We start from the raw sequence: 14,249 nt of genomic DNA on the forward strand, positions 1-14,249 counted from the left end.
GGCGTAGAGGAGGAGGCTCCCCATGACCACGAGGGCGGCGGCGAGGGCGGCCATGACGAGCGCGGCGCGACGGGGTGCCTCGCGGAGGGAGAGCGGCCCCGCGCGGTCGGCGGCGAGCAGGCGGCGGGCGATCTCGGTGCGGGCGCGCTCGGCCTCCTCGGGGGCGAGGGTGCCGCGGGCGAGGTCGCGCTCCACCTCGGCGAGCTGGTCGCGGTAGATGCCGAGGTCGGGGGAGCCCTGGGGCGCCTCCGCGCCGGGGCGGAGGAGGGGCCGCGCGACGAGGAGCGCCACCAGGGCCGAGAGCGTTCCCGCGACGATCCAGAAGAGCATGGGCCAGGCCTCCGCGCCCCTTTGGCGCCGGGCCTATCTAGTCGCGGGGCGCCGTGCGCGGAAGGTCGCTTTCGCGTGGCCCAGTGCCGCAGCGCTGCCCGCTTCCCACGGGCCGGCCGCTCTTGTAGAGCGTGGCCCGCAGGCCTCCAGGGGATGAGACTCATGCGCCGCTATTCCGTCTTCGCCCTCGTCCGCGAGGGGCTCCGGCAGCATTCGGGCTGGGACCGGGCGTGGAGCTCGCCCCTGCCCAAGAGCCGCTATGACGTGGTGATCGTCGGGGCGGGGGGGCACGGGCTCGCCACGGCCTACTACCTCGGCAAGAACCACGGCATCCGCAACGTCGCGGTGATCGAGAAGGGGTGGCTCGGCGGCGGCAACACGGGGCGGAACACGACCATCATCCGGTCGAACTACCTCCAGGACCCCTCGGCCGCGATCTACGAGAAGGCGCGGAGCCTCTACGAGACGCTGAGCCAGGAGCTGAACTACAACGTCATGTTCAGCCCGCGCGGCGTGATGATGCTGGCGCAGACGCTCCACGAGGTGCGGGGCTACAAGCGCACCGCCGAGGCCAACGCCCTGCAGGGGCGTGGACACCGAATACATCTCGCCCGCCCGCGTGAAGGAGCTCTGCCCGATCATCCATCTCGACGGGCCGCGCTACCCGGTGCTGGGAGCGCTATGGCAGCCGCGTGGCGGGACGGCGCGGCACGATGCGGTGGCCTGGGGTTATGCCCGCGCCTGCGCCGACATGGGCATGGACATCATCGAGCAGTGCGAGGTGAGAGGCGTCCACACGGCCAACGGCAAGGTCTCGGGCGTCGCGACGACCAAGGGCACCATCGCCTGCGAGAAGCTCGCCATCGTCGTCGCGGGGCATTCGAGCGTGCTGGCCGAGATGGCGGGCTTCCGCCTGCCCATCGAGTCGCTGCCGCTCCAGGCCCTCGTGTCCGAGCCGATCAAGCCCTGCATGGACGTGGTCGTGATGGCCAACACGGTGCACGGCTACATGAGCCAGTCCGACAAGGGCGAGATGGTGATCGGCGGCGGCACCGACGGCTACAACGCCTACACGCAGCGCGGCAGCTTCCACCACATCGAGGAGACGGTGCGGGCGCTGATCGAGACCTTCCCGATGATCTCGCGGCTCAAGATGCTGCGGCAGTGGGGCGGGATCGTGGACATGACGGGGGACCGCTCGCCCATCCTCTCGGCGACGCCGCTGGGGAACTGCTTCGTCAACTGCGGCTGGGGGACGGGCGGGTTCAAGGCGATCCCGGGCTCGGGCTGGGCCATGGCGGATCTGGTCGCCACGGGGCAGCCTGGGCCGCTTTCCGCCGATTTCGGGCTTGATCGGTTCCGCGAAGGGCGTTTCATCGACGAAAGCGTCGCCGCCGGGGTGGCGCATTGACCAAGATTCTTCACGGGTTCGGGAACCGGCCGCGAGGGGACCTCGTTGCCGTGGCGCAAGACTTAGCCACGGAGCCCTCTTCATGTCCGATCCGAACTACACCTCGCCTCCGCCGCGTCGCAGCTCGGGCAGCACGGTCGCCTTCATCATCGGCGCCATCATCGTGGTGCTGCTGCTGCTGTGGTGGTTCATGTCGGCCGGTGACAACGTCGTCGAGACAACGGACACGGGCGACGCCGCCACCACGACCACGACGACCACGGACGACACCGCCGCCGGTGGCACGACGACTGCGACCGACACCGCCACGACCGACACGGCCACGACCGGGACCGACGCCGCCGCGGGCGGCACGGACGCCACTGCCACCACCACGACCGAAGGTGGCGACACCGCGACCACCACGACGACGACTGGCGCCGACACCACCACGACGACCACGACCGACACCGGCGCGGCTGATGCCACGACCGACACCGGCGCGGCTGCCGATGCTGCGGCCGACGACGCGGCCGATGCCGCCACGGGCGCGGACGAGACCTCGACCACCGGAGGCACCACCACCACTCCGGCGACCGAAGCCTCTCCGACCGAAGGCGAGGCGACCGGAACCCAGCCGACCGACCAGTAAGGCCGGGCCGACGATCCATCTGTCGGGCGGACGCCGTCGCGTCCGCCCCGAAGTCTTGTCGTCCCTTCGGGGACACGTGGGCTGCCCTCCCTGCGGAGGGCGGCCTTTTGCCGTTCCATGCATCGCGGAGGCGCCGTGCTGATCCTCACCTGCCCCCATTGCGGCGTCCAAGCCGACGAGACCGAGCTTTCGCCCGGCGGCGAGGCGCATCTGAAGCGCTTCGGGCCCGAATCCTCGGACGACGAGTTCCTGGGCTACCTGTTCCACCGGCAGAACCCCAAGGGCCCGCACTTCGAGCGCTGGCGCCACAGCTTCGGCTGCGGGAAGTGGTTCCTGGCGGCGCGGGACACCGCCAACAACCAGGTCTTCGGGACCTATCCGGCGACGCTGGCGGAACCTTCGGACAGGTTGCGGGAGCGGATCAGCGCGGCGCGTCCCGGCTGGGGCTTCGAGCCCGGCGCGCCCTCGCCCGACGCGGAGGTGGCGCCATGAGCACGCGGCTTTCCCGGGGCGGGCGGCTGATCGACCGCTCGCGCCCCCTGCGCTTCACCTTCGACGGGCACCACTACCGGGGCTTCGCGGGGGATACCCTGGCCTCGGCGCTGCTTGCCAACGGACAGACGGTGGTGGGGCGGAGCTTCAAGTACCACCGGCCGAGGGGCCTCGTGGCCTCGGGGCAGGAGGAGCCCAACGGGCTCGTGAACCTCGGCGCGGGGCACCGGATGGAGCCCAACCAGCGCGCGACCGTGACGCCGCTGACGGAGGGGCTCACGGCGCTGAGCCAGAACCGCTGGCCGAACCTGGACCTGGACGTGGGCGCGGTGAACAGCGCCTTCGGGCGGTTCCTGCCGGCGGGGTTCTACTACAAGACCTTCATGTGGCCGCGCGCCGCCTGGAAGCACGTCTACGAGCCATTCATCCGCCGCAGCGCGGGCCTGGGCCGGGTGCCGGAGGGGCGGGACCCGGACCTCTACGAGCACTTCAACGTCCACGTGGACGTGCTGATCGCCGGGGGCGGGATCGCGGGCCTCGCGGCGGCGCTGGCGGCCGGGCGGTCGGGCCAGCGCGTGCTGCTGCTGGAGCAGAACGGCTGGTGGGGCGGCCGGGCGGCCGTGGACGGGCCGGAGATCGACGGCACGCCCGCCGCCTACTGGATCGAGCAGGCGGTCAAGGCTCTGGAGGCGCTGCCGAACGTGCGGCTGCGGCTCAACACGCAGGTGAGCGGGGTCTACGACCACGGCTACGTGCTGGCCTGCGAGCAGCTCGACGGCGTGGGGCCGCGCCAGCGGCTGTGGCGCATCCGGGCCGGGAAGATCGTGTCGGCCATCGGGGCCATCGAGCGGCCGCTGGCCTTCGCGGGGAACGACGTCCCGGGGGTGATGCTGGCCTCGGCGGTGCGCGACTACCTCGCGAACTGGGGGGTGAGCGTCGGCGACCGCGTGGTGGTGGTGACCAACAACGACGACGCCTATCGGACGGCGCTGGCGGTGCATCGGGCGGGGCTGCTCGTGCCCGTCATCGTGGACGCGCGGCCCCGGCCGGACGGGGAGCTCGTGCGGATGGCGCGGGACCTCGGCATCCGCATCGAGGCGGGGCGGGGGATCGCCAAGGTCAAGGGGCGGCGGGGCGTCACGGGCGTGACGCTCTGCGCGCTGGTGGGCGAGGGGGCCGGGATCGAGGACATCGCTTGCGACGCGGTGGCGATGTCGGGCGGCTGGACGCCCTCGGTGCACCTCTGGTCGCACGCAGGGGGGGCGCTGGCCTGGGACGACGACCGGGCGATGTTCCTGCCCAACCCGGAGAGGCCGCCGCGCCAGCATGACGGCAGCGCCATGGTGATCCCGGCCGGCGGCTCGGCTGGGGAGCTGCGGACGGCCGGCGTGCTGGCCTCGGGACTTTCGGCGGGCGCGCAGGCCGCCGGGGGCGAGGCGGAGCCGCATATCGCCGCGCGCGACGCGGAGGAGGGGCCGTTCCTGCCCGTCTGGGTCATGCCGCAGGGGGCGAAGACCTCGCTCAAGCGAAAGATGTGGCTCGACTTCCAGAACGACGTGAAGGTGTCGGACGTGGAGCTCGCGGCCCGCGAGGGGTTCCAGAGCGTCGAGCACGTCAAGCGCTACACGACGCTGGGGATGGCGACGGACCAGGGGAAGACCTCGAACCTCAACGGGCTCGCGGTGCTGGGTCAGACGCTGCACGTGCCGATCCCGGCGGTGGGGACGACGACCTTCCGCCCGCCCTACACGCCGCTGACGATGGGGACCATCGCAGGGGTCGCCAAGGGGCCGCTGTTCCAGCCCATCCGCAAGACGGCGATCCACCAATGGCATGAGCGGCACGGCGCGACCTGGGAGCCCGTGGGCCTCTGGCGCCGTCCCTTTGCCTACATCAGGCCGGGCGAGCACGTCGAGAACGCGGTGAACCGCGAGGTTCTGGCGGTGCGGAACTCGGTGGGCTGCTGGATGCCTCGACGCTCGGCAAGATCGTCGTGAAGGGGCCGGACGCGGGCCGCTTCCTCGACATGCTCTACACCAACGTCATGAGCAGCCTGCCGGTCGGCAAGTGCCGCTACGGGCTGATGTGCAGCGAGAACGGGTTCCTGTCGGACGACGGCGTGGTCGTGCGGCTGAACGAGGACACCTGGCTCTGCCATACGACGACCGGGGTGCGGACCGCATCCACGCGCATATGGAGGACTGGCTCCAGACCGAGTGGCACGGCTGGAAGGTCTACACGGCCAACATGACCGAGCAATGGGCGCAGATCGCCGTCGCGGGGCCGCGGGCGCGGGACGTGATCGCGAAGCTCGGGGGGATGGACCTGTCCAGGGAGGCGCTGCCCTTCATGACCTTCGCCGAGGGCACGCTGGGCAACCGCTTCCAGGCGCGGGTGCACCGGATCAGCTTCTCGGGCGAGCTGTCCTACGAGATCGCGGTTCCGGCGGGCCAGGGCCTCGCGCTCTGGGAGGCGCTGATGGAGGCCGGGCGCGAGTTCGGCGTCACGCCCTACGGGACCGAGGCGATGCACGTCCTCCGGGCCGAGAAGGGCTACGTCATGATCGGCGAGGAGACCGACGGGACGGTGATCCCGCAGGACCTGAACCTCGGCTGGGCGATCTCGAAGAAGAAGCCCGATTTCCTCGGCAAGCGCGCCCAGATGCGGACCTTCATGGCAAGCCCAGACAGGTGGCAGCTCGTGGGGCTCGAGACGCTGGACGGGTCGGTGCTGCCCGAGGGGGCCTACATCCTCGGGGTGGGCGAGAACGCGAACGGGCAGAGGAACACAGAAGGCCGGATCACCTCGACCTACTTCTCGGCTACGCTGGACCGGGGGATCGCGATGGCGCTGCTCCACCGCGGGGGCGATCGGATGGGGCAGACGGTGCAGGTCTCGCGCAGGGGCGGCGATCCCGTGCCGGCGCGGGTCGTCGATCCGGTGCTCTTCGACAAGGCGGGGGAGAGGCTGAATGGCTGAGGTGACGATGTCGGCGCCGCTGGGCATGATCGGCCTGCGCGGCGACCTATCGGACGAGCGTCTGCGTGCCGCCGTGCGGGAGGTGACGGGCGTGGCCGTGCCCGACCCGCTGCGGATCGAGGGGGACCTCGGAGCGCGGCGCGGCCTGGATGTCGCCGGACGAGCTCCTGCTGTTCGTCGCCCGCGACGAGGTGGGCGCGGCGGTGGCGCGGCTCTCGGAGGCGCTTGCCGGGACGCATCACCTCGTCACCGACGTGTCCGACCTGCGGGTGTGCCTGCGGCTCGACGGGCCGGAGGTCCGGGAGGTTCTGGCGAAGCTCACGCCGGCCGACCTTCACCCCGACGTGTTCGGTCCCGCCATGGTCCGGCGCTCGCGCCTGGGACAGGTCGCGGCGGCCTTCTGGCTCGAGGGCGAGGGCGCCCGCGTGGTCTGCTTCCGCTCGGTCGGGGACTATATGCTCGCGCTGCTGCGCCAGTCGGCGGTGGACGGAGCGGTCGGCTTCTTCTGATCCGGCGGGATTAGGTCCGCATCGGCCATTATTAGCCGATGCCCTGGACGCGGCCGTTGCGTGATTCGCCCGATTCTGCTAGGCAGGAGGGCGTTCAAGAAGGCATTCCTTCGGCCGGAGAGGACCCGGCCAGATAGGCCCGGCGCGGACCGGGCCGGCCCCCGCCGTTCGCTGGCAAGCGACCGCGGGGGCCACGACGTTTCAGGGCCATGGACGCGGTGTCGAGCCCGTGAAGCGAGCCGCCGACCCTTGACCTCACGCCGCCGTGCGCCTTGTTATGGCGCGCGCCGATCGGGCGCCCGAGATGAATGCAAGGAGCCGCGCCATGGCCTTCACCCTTCCCGACCTGCCCTATCCGCACGACGCCCTGGCGTCGAAGGGCATGTCCCGCGAGACGCTCGAGTTCCACCACGACCTCCACCACAAGGCCTATGTGGACAACGGCAACAAGCTGATCGCCGGCACCGAGTGGGAGAACAAGTCGCTCGAGGACATCGTCCGGGGCACCTACCAGGCCGGCGCGGTGGCGCAGAACGGCATCTTCAACAACGCCTCGCAGCACTGGAACCACAACCAGTTCTGGCAGTGGATGACCCCGGGCGAATCCCGGATGCCGGGCGAGCTGGAGCGCGCGATCAACGGCGCCTTCGGGTCCGTGCAGGACTTCAAGACCCAGTTCGCCGCCGCCGGGGCCGCGCAGTTCGGCTCGGGCTGGGCCTGGCTGGTCAAGGACAGCGGCGGCAACCTCAAGATCACCAAGACCGAGAACGGGGTGAACCCGCTCTGCTTCAACGAGACGGCGCTGCTGGGCTGCGACGTGTGGGAGCATTCCTACTACATCGACTACCGCAACAAGCGGCCGGCCTACCTCACCAACTTCCTCGACAACCTCGTCAACTGGGAGAACGTCGCCTCGCGGCTCTGAGGCCGCCTTTCCCAGAGGCGGACCGGGCGGCCCGGCGGAAACTCCGCCGGGCCGTTCGCGTTTCGGAACCGGGGCGAGGTCCGGCCGGTTTTCCCTCCGTTCAGACGGAGGGAAACGCGATGCGGCTTGAGAACGGCACCTGGGTCCTGGTCGTGGACGGCGCCAAGGCGCTGGTCCTCGAGAACTTGACGGACGGCATGGACCCGAACCTCCGCGTGGTGCGCAAGGAGGAGAACGACGCCCCCGACAGCCGGGGCGAGGCCACCACCAGCCCCGACCAGCAGGGCGTCCGCCGGCAGCTCGACGCCAACGACTATCACACCTTCGAGGAGCACCGCTTCGCGGAGGCGATGGCGGACTGGCTCTACAAGGCCGCGCACCGCAACCGCTTCGACCGGCTCGTCGTCGTGGCGCCGCCCAAGGTGCTGGGGACGCTGCGCCAGTCGCTCCACAAGGAGGTGGCGAGCCGGGTCGTGGCGGAGGTGCCCAAGACCCTGACCGGCCACCCGGTCGATCAGATCGAGCGCATCGTGGCGGAGGAACTGGCGGCCGCCTGAGGCAGGGCCGCGCGCAGGGCGTGCTCCAGCGCGGGCACGTCCGGCACCACGGTGACGAAGTCCCTGAGCGAGGGTTGCGCGAAGCCCTGCGCGACGACATGGTCGAGGAGCGCGACGAGGGGGTGCCAGTAGCCCCCCGCGTCGAGGAGCAGGATCGGCTTCTCGTGCAGGCCGATCTGGCGCCAGGTGAGGACCTCGAAGAACTCGTCGAGCGATCCGGCGCCGCCGGGCAGGCAGACCACCGCGTCGGCGTTCATGAACATGACCTTCTTGCGCTCGTGCATCGTCTCGGTGACCACGAGGCGGTCGAGGTCGCGCTTGGCGATCTCGCGCGGGAAGAGGTGGCCGGGGATCACGCCCAGCGCCCGTCCGCCGGCCGCCTGATGGGTGCGGGCGACGCGGCCCATGAGCCCCACGTCGCCGGCGCCATACACGAGCCCCCAGCCGTTGGCGGCGAGCATCCGGCCCGTCGCCTCGGCCATCTCGGCGTAAAGGGGGTCGCGGCCGTCGCGCGAGCCGCAATAGACACAGACCGACAGGCTCAACCTCTCGCTCCTCCGATGGAATTTTGACGTAGTCTAGGGGGGTTGCTATTCTCATTCCAACCCGGATGCGAGGGTCCGGGCGGATTGGGAGGAGGCGTGGCCATAGGGAGCGATCTGCGCGTGCTGCTCGGCGCCCTGGCGGGGGTCGGGACGGGCGGCGTGCTGCTCCTCAGCGCGGTGCCGTTGCTGGCGCCGGTGGAGCCGACCCGCACGGCCACGGTCGCGAGACCCGCCGCCGAGCCGGCGTCCGCGCCCGCGCCGGACACGGAAATTCCCGAGAGCGATCTAGGCCCGCGCTTCGACACCGTTCGCGTCGCCCCGGACGGGAGCGGCGTCGTCGCAGGGCAGGCCGACCCGGGCGCCTCGGTCGCCGTGCTGGCCGACGAGGACGTCGCGGCCGAGGTCACGGCGGACGAGGACGGGCGCTTCGTGGCCTTCCTGGACCTCTCGCCCTCGGTCGAGCCGCGCGCGCTGACCCTGCGGGACGAGGGGGGCGCGGTCTCCGAGGAGACGGTGATCGTGGCGCCCACCGGGGGGCAGGTTGCCGACGCCGGGTCCGCTGGCGGGGCGGAGGAGGTGGGCCTACCTTCGGGCGCCTCGACTGCGGTGGGCGCCGCGCCACCGTCTGGTGCCACGGCCGAGGTCGCCCCGGAGGAGGCGGGCGAGGTTTCCGGACCGCCGGCGACGGTCTCGCCCGAGCCGCCGAGGCGCGATGTTGCCGTTGCTGGGGATGCGGGGCCACCTCCGCCGGTGGATGGGGGCGCGATCGGTTCACCCGTGGCGAGCGCCCCGCACGACGCCTCGGCGCCGGAGGTCGGCTTGGCCGAGCCCGCCGGGAACGTCGCTCCGCCCGGCGAGGGGAGCGCCCCGGCAGCGGGTTCGGCAGGGCAGGGGGCGCCCTCCGGCGTGCTTGCCGCGACCGGTCCGGTTGCCGCCTCGCCCGACCAGGTTCCCGAGCACGGGCCCGCGCCCAGTGTGGCTGGGGGACCGGCCGAGCCGCCGGTCCCCGAGGGCGGCAAGCCGGGGCAGGCCGCCGTGCTCCTCTCGGATGCCGAGGGAGTACGCGTGCTGCAGCCGGCGCTCGCCCCCGGCGCGGATGCGGAGACGCTCGCCACCGTCGCGCTCGACGCCATCTCCTATGGCGGCGAGGGGGAGGTCGAGCTCGCGGGACGGGCCTCGGGGGGCGGTGCGGTCCGGCTCTACCTCGACAACGTCATGGTGGCCGATGTTCCGGTCGGCCCCGATGGCCAGTGGGCCGCGACCCTGACGGGGACCGAGCCCGGCGCGTACACGCTGCGGGTGGACCAGGTGGACGCCGGGGGGCAGGTGCTGAGCCGCATCGAGACCCCCTTCCGACGCGAGGGCCAGGACGACCTCGACGCGGTCATGGCCGAGGCGCAGCGGCCCGGGCAGACCATCGCCGTGCGGACGGTCCAGCCGGGCAACACGCTCTGGGCCATAGCGCGTGACCGCTACGGCGAGCCGCTGATGTATGTCCAGGTCTTCGAGATGAACCGCGACCGCATCCGCAACCCGGACCTGATCTATCCGGGGCAGGTCTTCGTGCTGCCCGCCATGGACGGGCGCTAGGTCGGACGTCTGCGGGATCGCATGGGGCGGGCCGGTAGGACGGCCTCCGGCCCGGGCCGGCGGTGCCCTTGGTGAAACCCGAGGGCGCGGGGCCCAGGCTCTTGTCCGGGCTCCCGATGGGGCCTGCCCGCATGGGCAGGCGGACGCGCCGCCTCTCGCCATTCCGCGCGCCACGGGCTAGGTTCCTCCGCTACCTGACCGGGACCCTGCCCATGCGCCGCCTGTCGATCACCGACGAAGCCCTCCGCGCCGACCGTGCCTCGAACTGGCGCACGGTCCGGCGCACCGCGCCCTATCTCTGGCCGGAGGGGCATCCCTGGGTGAAGCGGCGCGTCGTCGGGGCGGTGCTGCTCCTTGTCCTGGCCAAGGTCATCACCGTGCTGACGCCGGTGGTCTACGGCTGGGCGGTGGATTCGCTGTCGGACCCGGGGAACGTGCCAGGCGGGGCGCTGGCGATGGGCGCCATCGGCCTGACGCTGGCCTACGGCCTCGCGCGGGTGTCGAACGTGGCGTTCCAGCAGCTCCGCGACGTGGTCTTCGCCCGCGTGGGGCAGCGGGCGCTGCGGCTGATCGCGCTGGAGACGTTCCGGCACATCCACGCGCTCTCGCTCCGCTATCACATCACCCGCAAGACGGGGGGCCTGAGCCGCATCATCGAGCGCGGCGTGAAGGGCGTGGACTACATCCTGCGCCTGATGCTCTTCTCGCTGGGACCGCTGCTGCTGGAGCTGGTGCTGACCGGCGTCATGCTCTGGTTCCTGTTCGACGCCTGGTACCTCGTGGTCGTGGGCGCCACGATCGCGGTCTACGTCTGGTACACGTTCACCGTCACAGAATGGCGCGTGAAGATCCGCAAGGAGATGAACGACCAGGACACCCGCGCGAACCAGCGGGCCATCGACTCGCTCCTCAACTACGAGACGGTGAAGTACTTCAACGCCGAGGAGCGCGAGGCCAGGCGCTACGACGAGGCGATGGCGGCCTATGCCGAGGCGGCGGTCAAGACCAACAACTCGCTGGCCTACCTGAACCTGGGGCAGGGGCTCCTCATCAACCTCGGGCTGATCGTGGTCATGCTCATGGCGGCGCGCGGGGTGCAGGCGGGGCAGATGACCGTAGGCGACTTCGTGATGGTCAACACCTACATGATCCAGATCACGACGCCGCTGAACTTCCTGGGGTCCATGTACCGCGACATCCGGCAGGCCCTCGTGGACATGGACGAAATGTTCCACCTGCTGGAGCAGCCGGCCGAGGTCACGGACCGGCCCGGGGCGAAGCCGCTGGAGGTCCTGGGGGGCGAGATCGTCTTCGACCGGGTGGAGTTCGGCTACGACCCCGAGCGGCCGATCCTCAAGGGCCTTTCGTTCCGCGTGGCGCCCGGCCAGCGGGTCGCCGTCGTGGGCTCGTCCGGCGCGGGCAAGAGCACCATCGGGCGGCTGCTGTTCCGATTCTACGACGTGACCGGGGGCGCGATCCGCATCGACGGGCAGGACATCCGCGAGGTCACGCAGGAGTCGCTCCACGCCCGGATCGGCGTCGTGCCGCAGGACACGGTGCTGTTCAACGACACGGTCGGCTACAACATCGCCTACGGCAGGGACAGCGCCACGCAGGCCGAGATCGAGGCCGCCGCGAAGGCCGCGCATATCCACGACTTCATCATGCGCCTGCCGCAGGGCTACCAGACCCAGGTCGGCGAGCGGGGGCTCAAGCTCTCGGGCGGGGAGAAGCAGCGCGTGGGCATCGCGCGGACGCTGCTCAAGGACCCGCCGATCCTGATCCTGGACGAGGCGACCTCGGCGCTCGACACCGCGACCGAGGCCGACATCCAGGAGGAGCTGCACGACATGGGGCAGGGGCGGAGCGTGATCGTCATTGCGCACCGGCTGAGCACCATCGCCGACGCCGACCGGATCGTGGTGCTGGAGGACGGACGGCTGATCGAGGAAGGGACGCACGACGCGCTCCTCGCGCGCGGCGGGCGCTATGCCGAGCTCTGGTCGCGGCAGACCCGCGAGGAGGAGATGGCGGCCTGAACAGGCTCTCGCCACCCGGGCGGCAGGGTTGGCCCGGCGATCGGCCGAAGCGCGCCAAGGCATACTGGCCGTTCCGCTGGGCCGCCCTATCTGCCGCCCGCATCGCAGGGGCCGACCTCGCAATGCCTGAGGGACGCAGTCGGCAGCCGGCCTGACCTTCGCGTCACTTCGGGCTTGCCAACGATGTCGCGAGGGCGTAGTGAGGCGGCCTGTTCACATTCCGTTCACGCTAATTTCAAGGGGGCATTTCATGCATTCCTCCCTTTTCCGGACCGCTTTGGTCCTGGGTCTCCTGTCGGCCATCGGGCCATTCTCGATCGACATGTACCTCCCGGCGCTGCCGCAGATCGCCGAGGGCCTCGGCGTGACCGAGACCGACGTGCAGATGACGATCACGCTCTATTTCCTCGCCTTCGGGGTCTCGCAGTTCCTCTGGGGGCCGATGGCGGACGCCTATGGGCGGAAGCTGCCGCTGATCCTCGGCATCCTGATCTTCGCGGTGGGTGCGGTCGGCTGCGCGCTGGCGCCCACGATCGGCTGGCTCGTGGCGGCGCGATTCGTCCAGGGGATCGGCGGGGCGGCGGTGGGGGTCGTGCCGCGCGCCATCGTGCGGGACCGCTACACGGGGCTGGAGGCCACGCGGCTGATGGCCATGGTGATGCTGGTCATCTCGGTCTCGCCGATGCTGGCGCCCCTCGCGGGGTCGCTGGTGCTCCAGTTCGGGGGCTGGCGGCTGGTCTTCGTGGTCCTGCTCCTCGTGGCGGCCATGAGCCTCCTCGTCACGCTCTTCGCCCTGCCCGAGACGCTGGCCCGGAAGGACCGGGTGCCGGTGAACCTCCGCTCCATGGCCTCGGGCTGCCGGAGGCTCCTGGGCTCGGTGGGCTTCATGGGCCTGACCATGGTCGGCGCCTTCGGCTTCGGGAGCTTCTTCGTCTTCATCGCCTCGGCCTCCTTCGTCTACACCGAGACCTTCGGCCTGAGCCCCACGCAGTTCTCCCTGGCCTTCGCGCTCAACGCGCTCGGCTTCTTCGCGGCCTCGCAGGCGGCGGCGCCGCTCGGCTTCCGCTTCGGCATGGTGCGCATGATGCGGATCGCGCTCTGGGGCTTCGCGGCGGCCACCGTCGCGATGCTGGTCCTGACCCTCGCCGGGACGGGAACGCTGCCGGTCCTCATGGCCTGCCTCTTCGTGGGCAACGCCTTCCTGGGCCTCGTCATGCCGGTGACCTTCGTCATGGCGCTCGAGGAGCACGGCGACATCGCGGGGCTGGCCTCGTCGCTGGGGGGCACGCTCCAGATGGTCACGGGGAGCGTCCTCGTCGCCGCCACGGCGCCCTTCTTCGACGGGACGGCGCTGCCCATGGTCGCGACGATCTGCTTCTGCGCCATCGCGGCGCTGGTCATCGGCCTCGGAGTGCTGCGGCGGGGGATCCAACTGGCTCCGGCGGCAGCGGAGTAGGGGGCGGGGGGCTTGGCAGCCCCTCCGTTCGCGGGCTATGACGGGCGGGACTTCGGGACCGCCCACGGCGCGACCCTAGACCAAGGGCCATAGGGGGACCGCGGTGGCCAACACCAACGACAGCTTCATCGACGAGGTGGCGGAGGCCCTGCGCCGCGACCGGATCAACCTCTGGTTCCGCCGCTGGGGCTGGCTGCTGGGCCTCGTCATCCTGCTGATCGTCGGGGCCGCCGCCCTCACCCAGTGGCGGGACGCCCGCCGCGAGGCGGCCGCCGAGGCGCGTGGCGAGGCCATCCTCTCCGCCGTCGAGACCCAAAGCGCCGAGGACCGGGTGAACGCCCTCTCCGCCCTGCCGCGCACGGGTGACGAGGGGACGATCGCCGCCCTCCTCCTCGCAGGGGAGCAGAGCGGGAATAGCGACGTGCAGGCCGCGGCCGAGACGCTGAACGCGCTGGCCTCGGACCCGAACGTGCCGCCGCTCTATCGCGACCTCGCCTCGCTCAAGGCGCAGATGGCGCTCGGGCCCGACGCCGACCGCGCCGCGCTCGAGGCCCTCGCGGCCCCCGGCGCACCCTTCAGCCTCCTCGCGCAGGAGCAGATCGCGCTCCTCGATCTCGCGCAGGACAAGCGCGACGACGCGGTGGCGACGCTCGAATCGATCCGCCAGGACGCGGAGGTCACCCCCAACCAGCGGGGTCGGGTCGAGGCGCTGCTGACCGCCCTGGGCGTCCCGCTGGAGGACCTGCCCTCGGCCGAGCCCGTCGCCGCGACGGCCGGGGAGTGAC

The 14,249-nt window shown here is 71.3% G+C and carries 11 protein-coding genes and 2 pseudogenes; 11 read left to right on the forward strand and 2 right to left on the reverse strand.

Translation table 11 applies throughout. The features are described 5' to 3' along the window. Positions 1-330: c-type cytochrome biogenesis protein CcmI (gene ccmI / locus RUMESO_RS08020; protein ID WP_037279505.1), on the reverse strand; the 330-nt coding region annotated here is incomplete at its 3' end. A gap of 162 nt (positions 331-492) precedes the next feature. Between ccmI and RUMESO_RS08025 the strand changes: the two are divergent. The 7 genes and pseudogenes from RUMESO_RS08025 (at position 493) to RUMESO_RS08055 (ending at position 7,834) form a co-directional block, all read left to right on the forward strand. Next, positions 493-1,741, forward strand: a pseudogene (locus tag RUMESO_RS08025) (sarcosine oxidase subunit beta family protein). An 82-nt stretch (positions 1,742-1,823) separates the two neighbouring features. Then, entirely contained in the window at positions 1,824-2,372 is a 549-nt protein-coding gene (locus RUMESO_RS25015) for a hypothetical protein (protein WP_037279506.1), read from the forward strand. Positions 2,373-2,507: 135 nt separating this feature from the next. Beyond that, on the forward strand, positions 2,508-2,864 hold the full coding sequence (locus RUMESO_RS08035; RefSeq protein ID WP_037279598.1) for a sarcosine oxidase subunit delta: 357 nt from the start codon (positions 2,508-2,510) through the stop codon (positions 2,862-2,864). Next, a pseudogene (locus RUMESO_RS08040) lies at positions 2,861-5,843 on the forward strand (sarcosine oxidase subunit alpha family protein). The gene RUMESO_RS08035 and the pseudogene RUMESO_RS08040 overlap by 4 nt, the downstream one beginning before the upstream one ends. A gap of 149 nt (positions 5,844-5,992) precedes the next feature. Continuing rightward, positions 5,993-6,352, forward strand: coding sequence for a sarcosine oxidase subunit gamma (locus tag RUMESO_RS08045; RefSeq protein ID WP_245639198.1), 360 nt, complete (start codon positions 5,993-5,995; stop codon positions 6,350-6,352). Between the two features lie 325 nt (positions 6,353-6,677). Next, positions 6,678-7,277: a superoxide dismutase gene (locus tag RUMESO_RS08050; RefSeq protein ID WP_037279508.1), complete on the forward strand. Its 600-nt coding sequence runs from the start codon at positions 6,678-6,680 to the stop codon at positions 7,275-7,277. Positions 7,278-7,396: 119 nt separating this feature from the next. Continuing rightward, complete coding sequence (locus RUMESO_RS08055) at positions 7,397-7,834, forward strand: host attachment family protein (protein ID WP_037279509.1); 438 nt, start codon at positions 7,397-7,399, stop codon at positions 7,832-7,834. On the opposite strand, the gene RUMESO_RS08060 is transcribed toward RUMESO_RS08055, so the two are convergent. Further along, complete coding sequence (locus tag RUMESO_RS08060; RefSeq protein ID WP_051521127.1) at positions 7,792-8,379, reverse strand: LOG family protein; 588 nt, start codon at positions 8,377-8,379, stop codon at positions 7,792-7,794. The two genes, RUMESO_RS08055 and RUMESO_RS08060, sit on opposite strands and share 43 nt — an antisense overlap. 96 nt (positions 8,380-8,475) lie before the next feature. Between RUMESO_RS08060 and RUMESO_RS08065 the strand changes: the two genes are divergently transcribed. The 4 genes from RUMESO_RS08065 to RUMESO_RS08080 all read left to right on the forward strand — a co-directional run bounded on the left by RUMESO_RS08065 (position 8,476) and on the right by RUMESO_RS08080 (position 14,248). Then, positions 8,476-9,969, forward strand: a complete 1,494-nt coding sequence (locus RUMESO_RS08065; RefSeq protein WP_156362759.1) for an Ig-like domain-containing protein — start codon at positions 8,476-8,478, stop codon at positions 9,967-9,969. Between the two features lie 212 nt (positions 9,970-10,181). Further along, on the forward strand, positions 10,182-12,008 hold the full coding sequence (locus RUMESO_RS08070; protein ID WP_051521129.1) for an ABCB family ABC transporter ATP-binding protein/permease: 1,827 nt from the start codon (positions 10,182-10,184) through the stop codon (positions 12,006-12,008). 250 nt (positions 12,009-12,258) lie between these two features. Next, positions 12,259-13,464, forward strand: coding sequence for a multidrug effflux MFS transporter (locus RUMESO_RS08075; RefSeq protein ID WP_037279511.1), 1,206 nt, complete (start codon positions 12,259-12,261; stop codon positions 13,462-13,464). 103 nt (positions 13,465-13,567) lie between these two features. Beyond that, the gene (locus RUMESO_RS08080; protein ID WP_037279513.1) at positions 13,568-14,248 is read left to right on the forward strand and encodes a tetratricopeptide repeat protein; all 681 of its coding nucleotides are present in this window, start codon (positions 13,568-13,570) and stop codon (positions 14,246-14,248) included. Position 14,249: the final 1 nt, after the last annotated feature.

This window comes from Rubellimicrobium mesophilum DSM 19309, from assembly GCF_000600335.2.
Taxonomy (GTDB): domain Bacteria; phylum Pseudomonadota; class Alphaproteobacteria; order Rhodobacterales; family Rhodobacteraceae; genus Rubellimicrobium; species Rubellimicrobium mesophilum.